Here is an 18,829-nt window from a genome sequence, read left to right as displayed (position 1 = left end):
TTCAGCATGAACTCATTTCGTTGGTTGCATTACGAAAGTTATCAACGCGGCAGTCCGATACCGCCAAGCGGGATCGCGATCGCGTCCCGATATGTAATATCGGGACGGACTTAGCGCCGGTCCGTTAGGCGGGCGCACAAGAATAGCCACATTAACTGAATGCACAAGTTGACGACCATAGTAATTCTTTTTCAGATCCTCATTCAATTTGGCTGTAAGACATTGGACGACGGAGGAACCGTTGGGCCATGCGTTCACATCTATAAAGAGGCAATATTGCACGTCGAGTCAATTACCAATTCAGTCACAGGTAGTTTAATTCCGGCTGTTGCGATTTCCAATATCTTCCTCGACAGCACAAAAACAAATCCCCAATTGCTTACTCCGATTAGTACTAATGTTATTCAACTAGATAGTATGTTGATTTGCAGTCCACCATTCTCATTTGGCACAGAGGTACACAAATATTCATTTACTGTTTCAACGCGCGGTTATTTCGACACAACGATAATATGTAATCCATTCTATACGACGAACAAAGGTGGCTGTCCTTCGAGTTCTGACGGAGGATTACGCATTCGGTTTTCGATGAGACCAATGTAATATATTTGGTATGCGCCAGAGGCTCCCCGCAAAAAGAGGGGGTTTCACACAAAACGTTCAACAAGCTGACCGGATGAGCGTTGGAACGTTAAGCATGGCGAGCATAGGTCATTACAAAATTGAAAGAACCAGTGTGAACTCGCTTCGCTGGGTGCATATTGAAACTTATCAGCGCCGAAGCCCGATCCCGCCATGCGTGATCGCGATCGAATCCCGATATGTAATATCGGAACGGACGTAGCCGCCATAAGGTGCACCGCGTATAAATTTCTCATGAACTCGATTAGTATCCGACATATTAATGATACTGATAAATCGTGGATTAATCGCATTCTCACTGATCGATGGGGATCACCTACAATTGTTTCTCGAGGCGTCCTTCATGCTGCGAACGAATTGTCTGGTTTTATTGCCATTGATAGAAATGTTCCTGCGGGCCTTCTCACGTATAGATTCGAGGAAGGAGCATGTGAAGTGGTGTCGCTTGACAGTCTTGCTGAAGGTCGTGGTATAGGATCAGCCCTTTTGAAATCTGTTGAAGAAGTTGCAAAAGAGAAAGAAAGTAATCGAATTTGGCTTATTACAACAAATGATAATCTGCATGCTTTGCGATTTTATCAACGGAGAGGATATGTTCTTGTAGCAGTGCATCGCAATGCGATTGAAAGATCCCGTCAACTTAAACCACAAATTCCAATAATTGGCAAAGACGGCATTCCCTTGCGTGATGAAATCGAACTGGAAAAGAAATTATGATGTATGTATCTTGCGGTAAGTTAACCTCCACCCGTTATACCGCTTGCGCTTTTAGATAGATCGCGGTAATTTGAAAAACAATTGAATTATGTTAAATGCCATATCACATATGCCGATCATTTTTCTATTTACTCTCTTGTATAGTGGATCAACCGTTACAAATGACAAAATAATAACAGGGTACAATCTAACTTCTCCCGACGTTTCCCTTGTGCTCCCAGATATTTTGCGTGAAATATCAGGACTCACTTCTATTGATTCCACCTCTGTTGCTTGCATTCAAGACGATAATGGAATTCTCTTTATTTATGACATCATAATAAATAAAATTAAAAGGCAATACACTTTCAACGGTGACGGTGACTATGAAGGGATAGCACGGGTTCACAAGACAATATATGTTCTCAGAAGTGACGGCACCTTATTTGAAATTTCAGAATATGAATCAAACGATTTTCATGTGACCACGTATGCAACAGGCATTCCATCAAGCAATAATGAAGGACTCTGCTACGACCAACATAATAACAGACTGCTCATTGCGTGTAAGGGTAAAATTGTAAAAGGCCATGCCTACAAAAAAAAACGAGCAATATATGCTTTTGATTTACAATCAAAAACGCTCTCCAAGAAACCTGTCTTCGTCTTTGACCTTCAGGAAATTAAAGAATTTGCACGTGAGAATAACATTCATCTCCCAGCACGGACAAAGAAAAAAGGACAAACAACAGAACCGGTAATGAAATTTAAAATTTCCGCAGTCTGTATACATCCATTGACGAATAAACTTTTCCTGCTTTCCGCTTCCGATTACCTTCTTTCTATTTTCAGCATGCATGGTGACCTTGAACATATTGAACAATTGAATCCAGCACTGTTTAATAAAGCAGAAGGAATTACATTTCTTGAAAACGGGGACATGCTCATATCAAATGAGGGGCAAAGCAAAAAACCCACCGTATTGCGATTTAACTACAGAAAGAAATAAATGAGAGGAAATGCAGAATGCCAAGAATGCTATGCTCTCAAGTAACGGCTATTCAATATATATCGTATTATTTTCTTGTAACAATTATTATTCTCATTCCAGCTTCTGCACAAGAATTCATTCCACTGTGGCCGAAAGGTTTAATGCCTAACTCCAAAGGTACGATCGTTGAAGATAGTATTGCCAATGATCGGATTTACAAAGTAGGAACACCGGGTATGTGGGCATTCTTCCCTTCCGTGCAAGAAAATAAGGGAGCCGCAGTTGTTATTTGTCCCGGCGGTGGATACGACCATTTATCAATTCATGCAGCCGGATTCCAGATTGCGAAATGGTTTAATACTTTCGGGGTGATCGCATTTGTTCTGAAATACCGCCTTCCCAACGCACCCAATCTTCAGAATAGGTACATTGTTCCGTTGCAGGATGCACAACGTGCAATGCGTTTTATTCGCGCTCATGCAATTCACTGGCGAATCCTTCCAGACAAAATAGGAATATTCGGTACATCAGCCGGCGGCCAATTGGCTGCAACACTTGGAACGCAGATGGAAAATGTATCTTCCATTGGAGATTCACTTGATAATGTGTCTTTCCGGCCGAACTTTCTCATTTTGATTTCTCCGGTAATTGATTTAGGAAAATACGCCCATAGTGGAACCAGGGATAACCTTCTTGGCACTCATCCGTCAAAAACTCTTATTGAAAAGTACTCTGCACATTTGCAGGTAACTTCTACAACACCTCCAAGCTTTATTGTGCATGCATTGAATGATCCAGCGGTTTCTGTTCGCAATAGCTTGCTTTTCTATCAAGCGCTTCTCGACAGTAATGTATCGGTGAGTTTTCATGAATTTCCACTGGGGGCACATACCATCGGACTTCGCGATAATCTTGGTTCAACAGAACTGTGGACAAAACTTTGCGAAATGTGGCTGAACGAGATGGGATTCATATCAGAGAAAAAATAATGTCTGTATGAGATTTCAGAGTTCTTCGTTGTCTCTCGCACCATTTTTTTCTACCTTAATCACAGTCTAAATATAACTATGGCGGTAATCCTGCCGCTTCAAAGAAAGAACAAATGAAGCCAACAACTTTTTTTGTGACCGGCGCGACCGGTTTTATCGGCACAAAGCTTGTCAACGAACTGGTCCGTCAGGGGCACTCGGTTCATGCATTGACACGCGCCAAAAGTAATCGCGAAGGACTTCATAATGAAAATATTAAGCTGGTCCAAGGCGATATTATGGATCGTGATTCTCTTATTGCAGGGATGAGTGGCTGCACGCACGTTTTTCACCTTGCGGCATATGCCAAGAACTGGGCGCGAGATCCAAAAATATTCCATGACCATAACGTCCTCGGTATGCAAAATGTATTCGACGCCGCCAGGCAAGCCGGCATTCAGCGGGTGGTGTGGACATCCACCATCGTTACTTTTGGACCTACGACGCCCGGTATCATCGGCAACGAAACAATGCTTCGCATCACATCGAAATACTACACAGAATATGAAGAGACAAAGGCGATCGCAGAAAAAGAAGCAATCAAAATGGCGACTGAAGAATTTCCTGTCGTCTTGGTAAATCCCACACGCGTGTACGGCCCCGGTAAACTGACGGAAGGAAATTCCGTCAGTTTAATGATTGATCAGTACGATCGCGGTTTGGTGCCAATTCTTCTCAACCGCGGCGTTAATATTGGGAATTATGTTTTAGTAGATGATCTCGTACGTGGACATATCCTTGCAATGGAAAAAGGGCGCATTGGCGAGCGGTATATTATCGGCGGCGAAAATGCATCCCTGAAACATTTCTACGAACTGGTGGATGAAGTAAGCGGCAGGAAACATTTCCAGATCAATCTTCCACCTAAAGTAGGACTTGCGTACGGTGGTATCCAGAAATTCGCAGCAGAAAAATTCGGCATCTACCCGCAAATCACTACCGGCTGGGTGGAAACATTTCTACAGGATTGGGCATTCTCGTGTACCAAAGCCGAACGTGAACTTGGATACACGTTTACTCCGCTGAGGGAAGGCGTACGATTGACGTACGAATGGATTTTACAGCAACGTGAACTTCGGAAGAATAAATCATGAAGAGTCTCGAGAATTTTTTTTCGCTCCCTGCATTTTTTTCCAAAGAGAACAAGAAACCGGCAATCATACTTCTCCTTGCACCGCTCGTTCTTACAACGTGGAAATACTACGGTTCTAAATCATTTTACCTGGCTCATCTCAGCGACAAACTTCTCATTTTCAATAGCGCTGCCATGACAGCGGAGTGGTACAATTATCTTTCCGCCTTTGTTCTGCTCGGCGTCATTGCAATCGCCGTCATCAAGTTTGTTTTTAAGGAGCCTCTCGCTGATTATGGATTACAAATTGGAGATTGGAAATTCTGGATTCCTGTAGCGCTGGTTATCGGAGCCGTGATGGTAGCGCTGTCCTATCCTTCAGCAAAGGATCCACAGTACATTGCAGAGTATCCTTTGTACAAAGGCGCCGGTGAGTCGATGCCGATGTTTGCAATCCATGCCGTTGCCTATCTCATTTTTTACTTCGGCTGGGAACTATTTTTCCGCGGATTTATGCAATTCGGATTAACCGACCGCTTCGGCGTTTGGGGTGCAATCCTTGTGCAGGTAGCGCTCTCGTGCATAGTCCATATCGGCAAACCGGATAGCGAGATTTACAGTTCTATCCTTGGCGGACTTGTATGGGGAATTATGGTCTATCGATCAAAATCAATCTGGCCTTCAATCGCAACACACTGGATACTCGGAATCTCGCTGGATTATTTTATATGCTTTGGCTAAGAAAACCTTCCGAAGGTTTTCTCTAGAATTTGATGTACGCTTTGCGTACATCATTTTTAGGCTTCCAGCCCTTCGGAAGGTATCCTAAGATTAGAAAGACTATGACGAACAAACGATTGACAATCGGCAAACTCCAACTTCGTGCAACAGATGGATTGATTCTTGCAACGCTTGCTGTTTTCAGTTTACTCGCGATCATCTTTTCTTATCGGATCGATGGTTGGTGGATACTCGTTCTCAAGAATATCGCCGTCGCCATTGCGTATATTCTCTTCAACCAATTCAGCGAACACGCAACGAAAAAATTCTGGAAGTTTTTTCTCCGCATGGTTCCGATTGTGCTTACCTATGCGTATCTCTTCGGGGCTGTCGATAAATTCCAGTTACTCATTTACGGCAGATGGATGGACGATTATGTGCTCGATTTTGAGCAATGGGTATTCAATGTGCAGCCAACGCTGTGGATAGAAGACTTTATTTCTAAGCCGCTGACGGAATGGATGATGTTTTCTTACGTCATTTATGTACCGATGTATCCAGTTCTATGCGGAATCATTTATTATTTACGCGGCGAGCTGGCAATGGAGGATTACTTCTTTACACTCGGATTCACTAACATTCTCTGTGATATTGGCTTTATTCTTTTTCCTGTTGCAAGTCCGATGCATTATATCAAACAGTTATACACTGTTCCGTTAGACGGTTGGATGTGGACATTTCTTGGTGAGTGCATGCGGAAGTACCTGCACTTTGCCGGCGGATCGATTCCCAGTCCGCATACAGCCGCCGCAACCATTATGTGGGTGATGGCTTATCGGTATCATCGTCCATCATTCTGGGTTCTGACGCCAATTATTCTTTCACTTTACATTTCCACATTTTATTGCCGTTACCATTATGTGACTGATGCTGTGGTTGGAGTATTAGTAGCATTTCTTGCACTTGCTATCGCACCGGCTTTGATGAAACTGTGGGATATAATGGCAACACGCAAAACCGTTACGTCTACTTGATAGAATAAATTTGGTAACAGAGCTACTTCACATTTTATATATTATCTGCATAAACTCTTAGCACTCTACATTGAACAGGGAGTCGGCTATGAAAAAGAATGTCTATTTGTCATTTCTCGTTTTTTGCTGGTTGATCGTCATTGGTTCTCATTCTCCAGCACAAATAAAACAATCTGCCAGTGAACGAATATCAGTCGATCTGACAATCTATAACCAAAATCTTGCGCTCGTGCGCGAAGAACGTACAATTGATTTATTAAAAGGATTGAATCGTATTACCATTCCTGATATTCCAGCTACCCTCGATGGCACATCGCTTCACTTTTCCAGTCTTACCGATCCGTCGGCAGTAAAGGTGCTGGAACAAAATTACCAGTACGATCTTGTTCACGAAGCCAAGCTCATGGAAAAATATATCGGCAAAGAAGTGGAGTTTATCAGGACAGACAATGAATCAAAGAAAGAGTATACCGTCAAAGGGAAACTCCTTGCTACGGGCTGGCAGCCTCAACCGGGATATAATCCGTATAGCGGCAGTGCACCGTATTATATGACAGGACAAATGATTGCGGAGATCAACGGAAAGATTGAAATCTCTCCCGCAGGCAGGCTCATCCTTCCGGCGTTGCCGGAGGGATTGATCCTCAAGCCTCAGCTCGAATGGCTCGTGACAAATTCCAAACAAGGTGAACATAAAACAGAAATCAGTTATTTAGCTGGACAGTTGACGTGGAGTTGCAACTATGTCGCACTACTCGATGCAAATGATGCACAGGTGGATTTAACCGGCTGGGTGACAATCATAAATAATTCCGGAACAACATTTAAAAACGCAGGATTGAAGTTAGTTGCAGGCGATGTGAATCTTGTAAAGGAAGCACAAGCCGGTTTAGGCATGAGAAAATCTATGAGCATGATGGAAGCAGACGCAGCAGCCCCTCAATTCCAGCAGAAGGAACTTTTTGAATACAAGCTTTATTCGCTGCAACGCAAGACAGACATCAGCAACAACGAGACAAAACAAATCGAACTTACTTCGGCAAAAAATGTTTTCACTAAAAAAGTTTTTATTTATGACGGTTTGTCCAATCAGTGGCGGTACTGGTCTAACAATTATTCCTACCGCGAGCAGGCGAGCTTTGGTCAGCAGTCCAACAAAAAGATTGGTGTGTTTGTTACATTCAAAAACGAGGAGAAAGACGGACTTGGTATTGCATTACCGAAGGGTAAAGTGCGCGTCTATAAACGCGATGATGACGGCAAAGAACAGTTTGTGGGCGAAGATGAAATTGACCATACGCCGAAGGACGAAGAAATAAAACTCTATCTCGGTAACGCCTTTGACATCGTTGGCGAACGCACTCAGCAAAATTTCCGTGTCATTGTACCTGGACACGTTGTTGATGAGACGTTTGAAATCAAAGTACGCAATCATAAATCCGAACCTGTGGAAGTCATGGTCTATGAACATCCATGGCGCTGGAATGAATGGGACATTACGAAGAGCAATGCTATGTGGGAGAAGGTGGATCAGACGACAATCAAGTTCCCAGTGAAACTCAAGAAGGATGAAGAAAAAGTAATTACCTACACGATACGATATAACTGGTAAGTGATTTCACAGATGGAACAGATTTTACACAGATTACAGATTTCGCTGATTGCTTTTTTAGTGGCGTCAGGAGTTACCTCCTGACGCTAACATTTGTGATTTCTTGGACAAGTCCTGGTAACTCATATCCGCGAAGCTCCCGATCACCCAATCAACTCCGCTGCTCTTCTTCCGCTCATGACAGCTCCTTCGATCGTGGCAGGATACCCGGTTGCAGTCCAATCACCGGCGAGAAAGAGATTTTCACATTTTGTTCGTGCGTTTGGACGAAGCGCTTCAAGACCTGGTGAAGGTAAAAACGTGGCTCGCTTCTCTTTTATCACCAATGAGTGAATTACTTTTGCGTTCTGTGCGTGCGGTAGGACTCGCTGTAAATCTTCCATCGCAATTTCTGCTAATTGCTTTTTATTCAATTTAACAAATTCCTCCGCACCGCTGATAACGAGCGAAAGATACTGACAGGCAGCTGATACTTCTTTCTTTTCATTCAACAACGTACTCTTATTGAAGAACCATTGGATGCGAGTTTCCAGTAATGAGGCGAAGTCGAGGTCGGTAACTTCCCGGTCAAGCCAAAGATGAATGGAGATGATAGGTGAAGATTTAAAGTTTTCTCTTACGCGGTTGTCTGCAATGAAAACTTTTTGATCACTTTCGAATTTCGAATCTTTACGACTTGCCGATAGAATTTCTTCGAACGAATACCACGGAATTGCACTGATGAATGACTCCGCATGAAAATCCTTCCCTTCTGAGGTTCGTACTGATCGAACATGTGTTCCCTCCACTATTATACGCTCTACACCCATACCGGTGCGCACTTCACCACCGTGAGCTTTGATAAATTGCACCGCCGGATCCACAAATAACTCACTCAGACCTACACGCGGAATCAACAGACTGGCATTTTCAGTATTTCCAAGAAATGCCGCTCGCAGAACGCGGAACAACATCAGCGCCGAAACATTCTTTGGATAATTATTCAGCGAACCAATCGTAATAACATCCCATAAAAACTTTCTACTGATGTCAGACTGCCTCAGCTTAGTGAGCCATGCTTCTACGGTAAGATGATCCAATTCCAGCTCTTTTTCAGGCGACGTGTGCTTCAATTCCTTTGCAACCAGAAGCATTTTTAAGCGGTCTTTGAATGGAATTGCGGTGAATCCAAGCAAGCCAACAAGTAGGTTGAAAGGTGCAGGAAACCGGTGACAATCAAGATGATTGTATTTTTGAGATGGACGCAAAAAATCAATATGAAGCGCCGGCTGGAGCAATGCAAGATGCTCAGTGCCAATCAATCGCAAAAATCGGCGTGTTGCGTGGTAGCATCCCATCATCAGATGCTGACCGTTATCCACTGAGCTGCCTGTTGCGGCATCGAGAAAAGAATGCGTCCGTCCGCCGCAGTACCCGCGTTGTTCCAATAATAAGATTCTACGGCCGAGGGCCGATAATTCCACTGCCGCGCTTAATCCGCTTATCCCACCGCCGAAAATTATAGTATCATATGTATGCATACACTTCTCTCATTATGAGAATAATAAAATATCAGTTCAAATCCTTGAGTTTTTCGGAAAGCATACGTATACGTATCTTGACTTTGTTCACAAAACTTATACTTTAAAGATGAATTTGTGCTTTAAGAAAGTGAAGTGTACCCACCGAAGAAGCTTTCAAGGCAAACGTGAAAGAATTATTTATACAACTGGCCGAAGCACTTCAGAAAGAACTTGAGCAGCTCAAAGCTACTCGCCGGGAGATACGACTGTTCAGCGGCGAACGCATCGGTGCATTTGCCGGATACACGTACTATCGTTTTGAAATTCCTGAGGACATTCTTCTCCGCACCACAGAACGTGCCACATTCACGTTTGGGCAGCAACAACCCATCAGCGTCATCGGCAATGTTATTTCCATGGAAAATCAATTTTTCATTGTAGCGTTGCCGCAAGATTTTGGTGCTTCTCTTCCGGAAACAAACTGTTCCTGGAATTATGAAGACGAACACAAACCAATTATTGATTTACTCCAAAAGCTTGATGTGAGATCTCTTATTCCGCATCTCCTCTTTGAACCGACAGATAAAAGAAACAGTCACATCGTGAGTTTTGAAACAAATGGTGTCGCGACAACATCTCATGAACAACTCGAGACTGTGAAAAAAATTTTACAGAACAGAGTCACGATGGTGTGGGGTCCTATTCTTTCCGGCAAGACACACGTATTAGCGCTCACTGCGCTCAGCTATTTAAAAGCCGGCCGAAAAGTACTGTTTGTTGCGCCATCGAATGATAATGTCGATTCAATGCTTTTAAAAACCGTAAGTTTTGGTGATCAACTTGGCATCAAGATGGCAAAATTTGCTGCGCGTGTCGATCTCCCGTCACCTGGTGTCTTCGATACCATTGCACCGTACTCGTTTGAGCACCAAGTGGAAACTGCAAAAGCTGAAAAGCGTAAGGTGTTTCAAGAACGAGTTGCATTGTTGAACGCGTACTGGCAAATTAAAATTAAGCAAATTCTTCATGAAGACTTCTATCATAGGGTACAGGAGAAACGCGACCGACTGGCAGAGCTTCGCAAACAAATCGATCAAGCATCGAATGAAATTACTGAACTTAATCAAGTCATCGTTGAATTAGAAAACTCATCGCTCCTTGAGCGTATGAAGAAGGGATTTTCCAAGAATGATGTTGAGCTTGCACACGAACAACTAACGCGCGAGCAGCAGAACTACAAGCGATTGCTCTCCATTCAGCAAACGATCTCGAATGAAATCACAACTATTGAACTTGATGCACCAATCACGCCGCGGGAGCAAATGGAATTTAGAGAAATCGGCAAGAGAATTGATGATTTAGGCGGCTTGGAAAAAGTAACAAAAGCAGTGGAAGATTTTATTTCTGTGGACGAACAAGCATTGCTTCGTTCAAAGCTCTTTATTGCCACCGGTATTTCTGCAGCATTAATAGATCCTGCCATACGGAATCAGCAGTTCGATCTCGTGATTGTGGATGAAGCTCAACGCGTCAACCTGCCAACGCTTGCCGCATTATCAACGCTGGCGAAAGATAAATTTGTTATTGCAGGCGATCCGTTTCAGGTAGAACCCGAATCTGTTTCTTCAGATGAGCAAAACGAACATTGGCTTCAGAGGGATATTTTTCTGTACGTAGCAAAGACAACTGAACTGCATCGGCTCTTCGATTGGTCCGAACGGAATCCAAGCTGGTCTATTTTCATGAAATCGCTTAATGCTACAACTCCAAAATTATCGTTGTTTATGGCGTCGGTTTTATTTGATGAAAAGATCACTGTCCATGCCTCGCCAAAAGCAAATGGTAAAATTTATTTTATTGATACAAGCAAGGTCCGATCTCGATGTAAGCAATATGCCGGTAAGAAAAAAATCCTGCCCTATAATGAACTCCACACAAAGCAAGTTATCGAATGTGTGAAGCATGCGCTCATGGAATCCGATCGAGGTGCATTGGACGTGGGAGTCATTCTTCCGTTTACCGGTCCAACACTTTACACGAAGCTGCAATTACGGGTTCAGGGGATTAAAAATGTTGAAGTCGGCACGCCACAAAGTTTTTGCAACCGGCGTAAAAACGCAGTTATTTTTGACACAACGATGGCAGGTGTGGATTACACCATGCGCTCCATCGATGATAAAAAGATCGGTGAACACAAAATTGCACGTCTCTTCAACACGGTTTTTTCCTGCGTCGGCGAAGACTTGTATGTCATTGCAGATATGTCGCACTTCAGATCTTTGTATCATGATCGACTCTTCACACGGTTGTTGATGCTGCTTCAGGCGCAAGCAGATGAACAGCAATTATCCTGTAGTGGCGCTGTAAAAAAATTCGATGATCTCAATCAAATGCAGCGCGAAGAACTTTATAAGCTGTACCGCAATAAGCCACAAACAGTTGTTCCAGCGGAATCGATGAACGCGCCAAAAGAGAAGGTGGATCACGAACTCGAAATCTACATGAAAATGATGTCGAGACAATGGGAAACGAAAGCGGCCGCCAACACCGGACACGACAAGGATCAAGAGGTTTTCACTGCAGTACAGCGTGTGCTCGGCTGGCGCACCGATGTAAATCTTGTGTCGCAATTCGTAGGAGGCGATCTGATCTTCCGCAATTCCTTTGCAACGGAACAGGCATTGCGTAAACTGCCTTTGGATCTATGCGAAAATGAAAAGCATTTCCGTGGTGTGATGGAAAAATGGAACATGCTTATCTACGAAATGTCCGGCGGACAGAATACAGATTTATCCTTCTTTGCAAGCAAGGGTCCAGAAGCTCGCGTTCGCCAAGATATCCGAAATCTGCGCGCGTATTATTCTTCCGATGTCGAAGCCGTCATTGAAGAGGGTAAAAAGAAAATTGCCGTTGAAGTATCGCGCGTATTTCAAGAGTTGCTCGGTAAAAACAGACCCGACAATCCAGCCGATTGGTCAACTGCGTATCTCAACTTCCTTACACGCTTAGAAGCATACCTGAGCTGGGTTTCGGAACAGGTGCGCCGGTAACACGGCGGCCATGCAGCCAAAAATCAAGGGAACGCTATCATTTTCCCGCCTTGCACTACTTTCCTTGAAGCATGAGACATAATCGGTTATATTGACGCGAACAATTGAAAGAGTATTCATGGAATTCTGGCAATACGTCATTGATGTGTTCATAATTCTTTTCTTTGTCTTCCTTAACGGATTTTTTGTTGCTGCAGAGTTTGCCATTGTCAAAGTGCGACTCACACAAATTGAGCCGTTAGCGATCAAAGGAAACTGGCATGCCAAGATCGCCCGCGATATACTTCTCCACTCGACAGCGTATCTTTCAGCAACACAATTAGGAATTACCATGACGTCCTTGGTCCTTGGATGGATCGGCGAACCGCTTGCCGCAAACATGCTGCGTCCAACATTTCACTGGATTGGAGTTACACAATCGGAAATTGTTCATGGTGTCTCGTTCGCTGTTGCATTTGCGTTAATAACAGCAGTCCATATTGTCGTCGGTGAACAAGCACCGAAAGTACTTGCCATTCAAAAATCCCGCGAGACCATTCTTCTCGTTTCTTCACCAATGCGTATTTTTTTCTTCTTATTCAAACCGATTATCACTTTACTGAACTCTTCCTCCAATGGCTTGCTTCGGTTCGTCGGAATTAAAGTATCCACAGATTCTGAATTAGCTCATACGGAAGAGGAACTACGCTTGATTCTTGCCCAAGACAAGCACGTCTCCGCCACGACGCGCAATATCGCACTGAATGCCATGGACTTTCACCAGAAACAAGCACGGCATTCGATGATTCCCCGAAGAGAGATTGTCGCTTTGTCCGTTCAGATACCGGTCAAGGAGACCATAGCTATTATGCGTGCGAACAAGTTTTCCCGTTTCCCTGTTTTCAAAGATACCATTGACAATATTATCGGCATCGTTTATACAAAAGATATATTCAAACATGACAAGCATCTGCAGCCAGATTTTACGCTGAATTCTGTTCTTCGGGACGCTACGTTTTTACCGGAAACAGCCACGCTCGAAAGAGTGTTGACTACAAGTCTTCAGAAAAAAACGCACATGATCATTCTTGCAGATGAATATGGAGGCACAGCAGGTCTCATCACGCTCGAAAATGTGCTGGAAGAACTCGTTGGCAACATTCAAGATGAGTTCGACCGAGAAACACCTGACGTCGTAAAAATTGGTGAGAATGAATTTATGGTCGCTGGTTATATCACCACAAATGATATTGAGCGACTCTTTTCAATTGAACTGTCGCCTCTCGACATCCGTTCCATTGGGGGATTTGTGATTGAACAACTTGGGCATATTCCCGCCGCTGGCGAATGTTTGCGATTGAATGGCCTTGAGTTCACAACAGAAAAGGTTGTCGATAACGCCGTCGAATCAGTCCGGATAAAAAAAACACCAATATCGAATGAAGAAGAACCAGGACAGTAAAACTTTTTTGAGTTTCCGTTCTGAGAGATCAATCAAATTCCTTGATGCCAATGAATACGTAACCAGAGACAGAAACACAATCTGTTTCCGATATCTTTATCGGCATGGACGGTTGGGAGTTGCCGCCATGGAAGAGGGCATTTTATCCGTCAAAACAAGAGAAAGGTTTTTCGCATGCGAGAATTCTATTTTCATGCTGAGAATTCGGTCGTTCAAACAGTGCCATCACCAAAACACATAATCAAATACTAGAGGCACAAAAAGTCATGAAGTATCTTCCTCAGCTTCAATTACTTTTTAAGAAGTACGGAAAGAAAAAACATCCGTTGGAGTACGCAAATACGTACCAGCTCATGGTCATGGTAGTACTTTCCGCACAAACAACCGATGCAGCAGTGAACAAGCTTGCGCCTGAATTATTCAATCACTTTCCTTCGATGAAACAGCTTGCTACTGCGCATCCAGAAGAATTATTTCCATTCATCAAATCCGTAAGGGGATTTCGGAAAAAGGCAGATTGGCTTATTCGGATTGCTCAATGCTTAGGTGATGAGAAGAAAATACAGCTTACAATGAAAGAATTAACGGAACTTCCGGGTATCGGCAGAAAATCGGCAAACGTGATTATTCGCGAAGCCGGTGGAGTGCCGCAAGGCATTATTGTTGATTTGCATGTTTTACGTGTCGTACCGCGGCTTGGCATCACAGCAGAAAATACACCTGAGAAAATGGAGAAAGCGTTGATGGATACTATTCCAGAGAAGTACTGGAATGCAGCAGGTATGTCGTTTTCCTATCTTGGCCGGGAACTTTGCAGGCCGACAAAACCAAATTGTGTAGAATGTGTTATGAATAGTGTGTGTGAGTACTGCAAAGACAATAAAGTGATCTGACCGCCACAGTGCCCAGGGAGAATCAATTGATAAATTCACCTGGATGATGTGTTTGAAACTTATACCTCTTTTCCGTACTATCGAAGGAACATAATACCTGCCACCACAAACGTACGCGAGCTATGAAGAAGAAAAACAGTATTCAAGCAACTCGTCTTAAATCTGCGCCTGCACACGCACCGTTACAAGTTCACAAATTGCGCTGGCAATGCGATCCAAAATCGCTCGGCATTAAATCCACAAACGACATCCATCCAACACGTGAAATTATCGGACAGGAACGCGCTGTGCGTGCACTGCGGGTCGGATTAGAGATGGAGCATGACGGGTACAACATTTTCGTTACAGGCGGCACTGGCACCGGACGCACAACTACCATCAAGCGTCTTCTGCAGGACTTTAAAAATAAACCGGGTCAGATGAAGGACCACTGCTATGTGTACAATTTTAAAAACCCGGATACGCCCATTGCCATCTCTCTTCCTTCGGGTCAAGGACGAGGCCTGAAGCAGGATATGGAAAATTTTATTAAGGAATTACTGCGGGACATTCCCGCTGTGTACGAAAGCCAACGCTACCAGCAAACACGCAAGAAATTAGTATTGCATTTTCAGGAACGGCAGAAAAGTGTTTTGAAAGATTTCGAGCGGCGTGTGAAGGATCGAGGGTTTGATCTCGTACAAGTGCAAACCGGAAATTCGATGCGGCCGGACATTGTCCCGGTGGTCAACGGGACACCTATGGGATTAGACCAAATAGAAGCACTGGTTCAGAAAAACGAGTTCAGCAAAGAACAATTCGATGCCATGCGCGATGTATTGACGGATTTAGAAAAGCAGATGGCGACTGTTTTCCGTGAACTGAGAAATATTGAAAATAAAGTACAATTGTCGTTAAGCGAATTAGAAGAACAGCTTGTCATGCCGGCGGTGGATGAAGCCATGCGTGTTTTGCATGCGACATACGAACATCCCAAACTGCATGCGTACTTTGAAGAAGTGCGAATGAACATTCGAAATAATCTTGAACGATTTCGCAAACAACAAATAGCTTTTCCAAATCAGAATGTGCAACAAGAAGAGGACGGAGAAGGCGGAAAAGAAGAAGATACCTTTTTAGAGTTTCAGGTGAACGTACTGGTAGATAATTCAGAAACACAGCATGTTTCCATTGTTATCGAAACAAATCCAAAATATAAAAATATCTTTGGTGTTGTGGAACGCGAAATTGAAAAAGGCGGTGTCTGGCGTACTGACTTTACAAAAATTAAAGCCGGCTCACTTTTACGTGCAGACGGCGGGTACCTTGTTCTTAATGCACTCGATGTGTTGATCGAACCGGGTGTTTGGCAAGATTTGAAACGCACGTTGCGCACGAGATTGATTGATATTCAAACGTACGAGCCATTATTTGGATTCTCCGCCGCAAGCTTGAAGCCTGAGCCGATTGAGATTAACGTGAAAGTGATTATGATCGGTGAAACGGAGATCTACCATCTGCTCTATTTCCGCGACAATGACTTCAAGAAGATATTTAAGATTCGCGCTGACTTTGATTTTGAAATGCCTAAGACAAAAGGCACTGTGGCGCAATATGTACGCTTCATTAAAATGATTTGCGATGATGAGAAACTGCTTCCTTTTAGTTCTTCCGCTTTAATACAAATCATCGAGTTCGGAGTGCGGCTTGCAGGACGCCAGAAAAAAATTTCCACCCGGTTTAACATCATTGCCGATATAGCACGTGAAGCGAGCTACTGGGCGCGAAAAGAGAAAGCCGAGCTTGTTCTCTCTCATCATGTCGAACAAGCGTTGGAGGAGCGCATTTATCGTGTAAATTTGATAGAAGAAAAAATTCAAGAGATGATCTATACCGGTACGATTATGATCGACACAGAGGGTGCACAGGTAGGACAGGTGAATGGTCTTTCTGTGTATGATATTGGCGAACATGAGTTTGGTAAGCCATCCCGCATCACGGCACGCACATCACTTGGACGCAACGGCATCATCAATATAGAACGTGAGGCCGAGTTGAGCGGCCCAACGCACAACAAGGGTGTAGCGATCCTGAGCGGATATTTTCGAAGCATGTTTGCGCAAAACAAACCGCTGGTGATGGATGCAAGCATTACCTTTGAGCAATCGTACGGCGGCATCGACGGCGACAGCGCATCCTCCACGGAAATCTATGCCATCCTTTCCAGTCTTTCAGAAATTCCCATTCGTCAAGACATTGCTGTCACTGGTTCAGTCAATCAGAAAGGTGAAATTCAACCGATAGGAGGAGTGAATCTTAAAATTGAAGGATTCTACGATGTCTGTAAAGCACGCGGATTGACAGGTAAACAAGGTGTTATTATTCCATTCCAAAATGTAAACGATCTGATGCTGCGTGAAGAAGTATATACAGCAGTTGAGAAAAAGAAATTTTCAATTTATGCTGTAAAATCCATCGATGAGGGAATGGAAATTCTCACCGGACGGAAAGCAGGAAAGAAGAAATCTGACAACACTTTTGAACCCGGCACGATCAACGCGCTTGCCGATGAGAAAATTCAACGGTATGCCAGCGATTGGAAAAAGTTTGAAAATCGGAATTAACTTTTTACAGGAAGCGATAAGGAAATTCGAAAAAGAATATGAACGCTGCACGAAACGCTCTTCAAATAATTTTTTTACTTGTGCTTATCCTCATTGCGGGTACGTTAGGCTATCACATCATCGAGGGCTGGTCGCTCTTTGATTCGTTGTATATGTCGGTGATCACGCTTGCTACGGTTGGGTACGGAGAAACCCATCCGCTGACTATTGCCGGACGTGTCTTTACCATATTTTTGATTTTAGGCGGTATGGGCATTATCCTCTACGGCATTTCGGAGATAACACAATTCATCGTGCAGGGAGGCATAAGCGGAATTCTTAGGAGACGCAAAATGGAACGTAACATTAAAAAAATATCATATCATTATATTCTTTGCGGCGCTGGAAAAAACGGGCATTATGTTTTGGAAGAACTTATCAGAACAAAGCGGAAAGTCGTCGCCGTTGAGAAAGATCCTAAAAAGGTGCAAACTCTTATCAACCGCGGCATTCCAACTATTGAAGGCGATGCCTCAAACGATGACGTTCTTCGGTCGGCAGGGATAGATCGCGCTATTGGTCTTGTCAGTACATTACCAGAAGACAAGGACAATTTATTCGTAGTTATCACGGCGCGCGGATTGAATTCGAAGCTTCGCATCGTGGCAAAAGTAGATGATATTGAAGTGCGAGAGAAATTTTTCCGCAGCGGCGCTGATTCGGCTGTGTCTGCTCCATATATTGGCGGCTTACGGATGGCATCTGAATTGATACGTCCGGATACGACAACATTTTTAGATTCGATGATGCGCGATAATTCTTCATTGCGAGTAGATGAAGTAAAGATTGGCCCAACAACAAATTATCGTGGTAAGTCAATAAAGAGTTGCGATGTACTTGCATCTTCTGACATTGTGCTTGTTTCAATGCGGCGTGGAATAGACGAACGGGATTTTATCTTCAATCCCCCGCCGCACACTATCCTTGATACAGGTGATACGCTTATCGTCATTGGTAATCCAGAGCAGCTTGAAGTTCTGCGGGCAAAGTTATCAAAGTGACGGTTCCTGTAATGCTCAATTGGTGAAAAGAGTTCTTCTCTGTAGAAAGGTTTTATTTTTTATGCCAACGCTCATTCCATCACCATCTATCGTGAAAGCTGCCGGAAACAAACCAAAGATTATTGAAGAATTTATAGGCAGGGTTAATTCTAACACAAGTGGTGTAAGCATTGCACGGATGAGAAGTCCTGGCGGATGGGTAGAACCAGGTCAAACACCTGAATTTGATGAGTACACAGTAGTCCTTCGCGGCACATTGCGCGTCGTGACAAAGACCGGATCAATTAATGTCTCAGCCGGTAAAGCGATCATCGTTACAAAGGGAGAATGGGTTCAATATAGTTCTCCGGAACCGAATGGCGCAGAATATATCGCCGTTTGTCTTCCGGCTTTCTCGCCCGACATTGTACACAGAGATATTGATCCGAATTAATTGAGTTTTCATTTTCCGATTTCTTACCACGCTGTATTTTTCTGATTTGGAATCATTAGTTTTATTTCTACG

At 43.6% G+C, this 18,829-nt stretch carries 15 protein-coding genes; 14 read left to right on the top strand and 1 reads right to left on the bottom strand.

Annotation, left to right across the window (positions count from 1 at the left end; all coding sequences use genetic code 11):
* The first annotated feature begins 168 nt into the window (after positions 1 to 168).
* The 8 genes from NTX44_12535 (at position 169) to NTX44_12500 (ending at position 7,795) form a co-directional block, all read left to right on the top strand.
* Entirely contained in the window at positions 169 to 603 is a 435-nt protein-coding gene (locus tag NTX44_12535) for a hypothetical protein (protein MCX6122428.1), read from the top strand.
* A 273-nt stretch (positions 604 to 876) separates the two neighbouring features.
* Positions 877 to 1,359, top strand: a complete 483-nt coding sequence (locus tag NTX44_12530; GenBank protein ID MCX6122427.1) for a GNAT family N-acetyltransferase — start codon at positions 877 to 879, stop codon at positions 1,357 to 1,359.
* 88 nt (positions 1,360 to 1,447) lie between these two features.
* Positions 1,448 to 2,347, top strand: coding sequence for a hypothetical protein (locus NTX44_12525; GenBank protein ID MCX6122426.1), 900 nt, complete (start codon positions 1,448 to 1,450; stop codon positions 2,345 to 2,347).
* Between the two features lie 17 nt (positions 2,348 to 2,364).
* Positions 2,365 to 3,318 (top strand): alpha/beta hydrolase, encoded by a 954-nt coding sequence (locus NTX44_12520; protein MCX6122425.1) that lies wholly within the window; start codon positions 2,365 to 2,367, stop codon positions 3,316 to 3,318.
* A gap of 113 nt (positions 3,319 to 3,431) precedes the next feature.
* Positions 3,432 to 4,451 (top strand): NAD-dependent epimerase/dehydratase family protein, encoded by a 1,020-nt coding sequence (locus tag NTX44_12515; protein MCX6122424.1) that lies wholly within the window; start codon positions 3,432 to 3,434, stop codon positions 4,449 to 4,451.
* Complete coding sequence (locus NTX44_12510) at positions 4,448 to 5,170, top strand: type II CAAX endopeptidase family protein (GenBank protein ID MCX6122423.1); 723 nt, start codon at positions 4,448 to 4,450, stop codon at positions 5,168 to 5,170. The genes NTX44_12515 and NTX44_12510 overlap by 4 nt, the downstream gene beginning before the upstream one ends.
* 101 nt (positions 5,171 to 5,271) lie before the next feature.
* Positions 5,272 to 6,183, top strand: a complete 912-nt coding sequence (locus NTX44_12505; GenBank protein ID MCX6122422.1) for a phosphatase PAP2 family protein — start codon at positions 5,272 to 5,274, stop codon at positions 6,181 to 6,183.
* An 88-nt stretch (positions 6,184 to 6,271) separates the two neighbouring features.
* Positions 6,272 to 7,795 carry a hypothetical protein gene (locus NTX44_12500; GenBank protein ID MCX6122421.1) on the top strand — a complete coding sequence of 508 codons (1,524 nt, stop codon included), beginning with the start codon at positions 6,272 to 6,274 and terminating at the stop codon, positions 7,793 to 7,795.
* 143 nt (positions 7,796 to 7,938) lie between these two features.
* Here NTX44_12500 and hpnE read toward each other — a convergent pair whose 3' ends face one another.
* Positions 7,939 to 9,315 (bottom strand): hydroxysqualene dehydroxylase HpnE, encoded by a 1,377-nt coding sequence (gene hpnE / locus NTX44_12495; protein ID MCX6122420.1) that lies wholly within the window; start codon positions 9,313 to 9,315, stop codon positions 7,939 to 7,941.
* 167 nt (positions 9,316 to 9,482) lie between these two features.
* On the opposite strand from hpnE, the gene NTX44_12490 reads away from it, so the two are divergent.
* From NTX44_12490 to NTX44_12465, 6 genes are all read left to right on the top strand, one after another.
* Positions 9,483 to 12,347 (top strand): AAA domain-containing protein, encoded by a 2,865-nt coding sequence (locus NTX44_12490; protein ID MCX6122419.1) that lies wholly within the window; start codon positions 9,483 to 9,485, stop codon positions 12,345 to 12,347.
* 118 nt (positions 12,348 to 12,465) lie between these two features.
* On the top strand, positions 12,466 to 13,788 hold the full coding sequence (locus tag NTX44_12485) for a hemolysin family protein (GenBank protein MCX6122418.1): 1,323 nt from the start codon (positions 12,466 to 12,468) through the stop codon (positions 13,786 to 13,788).
* Positions 13,789 to 14,054: 266 nt separating this feature from the next.
* Entirely contained in the window at positions 14,055 to 14,681 is a 627-nt protein-coding gene (locus NTX44_12480) for an endonuclease III (GenBank protein MCX6122417.1), read from the top strand.
* Positions 14,682 to 14,803: 122 nt separating this feature from the next.
* Positions 14,804 to 17,284: an AAA family ATPase gene (locus NTX44_12475; GenBank protein MCX6122416.1), complete on the top strand. Its 2,481-nt coding sequence runs from the start codon at positions 14,804 to 14,806 to the stop codon at positions 17,282 to 17,284.
* A 38-nt stretch (positions 17,285 to 17,322) separates the two neighbouring features.
* Positions 17,323 to 18,324, top strand: coding sequence for a potassium channel protein (locus tag NTX44_12470; GenBank protein ID MCX6122415.1), 1,002 nt, complete (start codon positions 17,323 to 17,325; stop codon positions 18,322 to 18,324).
* A 61-nt stretch (positions 18,325 to 18,385) separates the two neighbouring features.
* Positions 18,386 to 18,757 (top strand): cupin, encoded by a 372-nt coding sequence (locus NTX44_12465; protein MCX6122414.1) that lies wholly within the window; start codon positions 18,386 to 18,388, stop codon positions 18,755 to 18,757.
* Positions 18,758 to 18,829: the final 72 nt, after the last annotated feature.

This window comes from Ignavibacteriales bacterium (assembly GCA_026390575.1).
Taxonomy (GTDB): Bacteria; Bacteroidota; Ignavibacteria; order UBA10030; family UBA10030; genus Fen-1298.
Note: the sequence above shows the minus strand (reverse complement) of the source record. Positions and strands in the feature narration are given on the sequence as shown.

What these genes read in the sequence shown, in the direction of transcription:
- NTX44_12530 (MCX6122427.1), top strand. Translation starts at nt 877, where the DNA reads ATGAACTCGATTAGTATCCGACATATTAATGATACTGATAAATCGTGG.
- NTX44_12525 (MCX6122426.1), top strand. Translation starts at nt 1,448, where the DNA reads ATGTTAAATGCCATATCACATATGCCGATCATTTTTCTATTTACTCTC.
- NTX44_12520 (MCX6122425.1), top strand. Translation starts at nt 2,365, where the DNA reads ATGCCAAGAATGCTATGCTCTCAAGTAACGGCTATTCAATATATATCG.
- NTX44_12515 (MCX6122424.1), top strand. Translation starts at nt 3,432, where the DNA reads ATGAAGCCAACAACTTTTTTTGTGACCGGCGCGACCGGTTTTATCGGC.
- NTX44_12510 (MCX6122423.1), top strand. Translation starts at nt 4,448, where the DNA reads ATGAAGAGTCTCGAGAATTTTTTTTCGCTCCCTGCATTTTTTTCCAAA.
- NTX44_12505 (MCX6122422.1), top strand. Translation starts at nt 5,272, where the DNA reads ATGACGAACAAACGATTGACAATCGGCAAACTCCAACTTCGTGCAACA.
- NTX44_12500 (MCX6122421.1), top strand. Translation starts at nt 6,272, where the DNA reads ATGAAAAAGAATGTCTATTTGTCATTTCTCGTTTTTTGCTGGTTGATC.
- hpnE (MCX6122420.1), bottom strand. Translation starts at nt 9,315, where the DNA reads ATGCATACATATGATACTATAATTTTCGGCGGTGGGATAAGCGGATTA.
- NTX44_12485 (MCX6122418.1), top strand. Translation starts at nt 12,466, where the DNA reads ATGGAATTCTGGCAATACGTCATTGATGTGTTCATAATTCTTTTCTTT.
- NTX44_12480 (MCX6122417.1), top strand. Translation starts at nt 14,055, where the DNA reads ATGAAGTATCTTCCTCAGCTTCAATTACTTTTTAAGAAGTACGGAAAG.
- NTX44_12475 (MCX6122416.1), top strand. Translation starts at nt 14,804, where the DNA reads ATGAAGAAGAAAAACAGTATTCAAGCAACTCGTCTTAAATCTGCGCCT.
- NTX44_12470 (MCX6122415.1), top strand. Translation starts at nt 17,323, where the DNA reads ATGAACGCTGCACGAAACGCTCTTCAAATAATTTTTTTACTTGTGCTT.
- NTX44_12465 (MCX6122414.1), top strand. Translation starts at nt 18,386, where the DNA reads ATGCCAACGCTCATTCCATCACCATCTATCGTGAAAGCTGCCGGAAAC.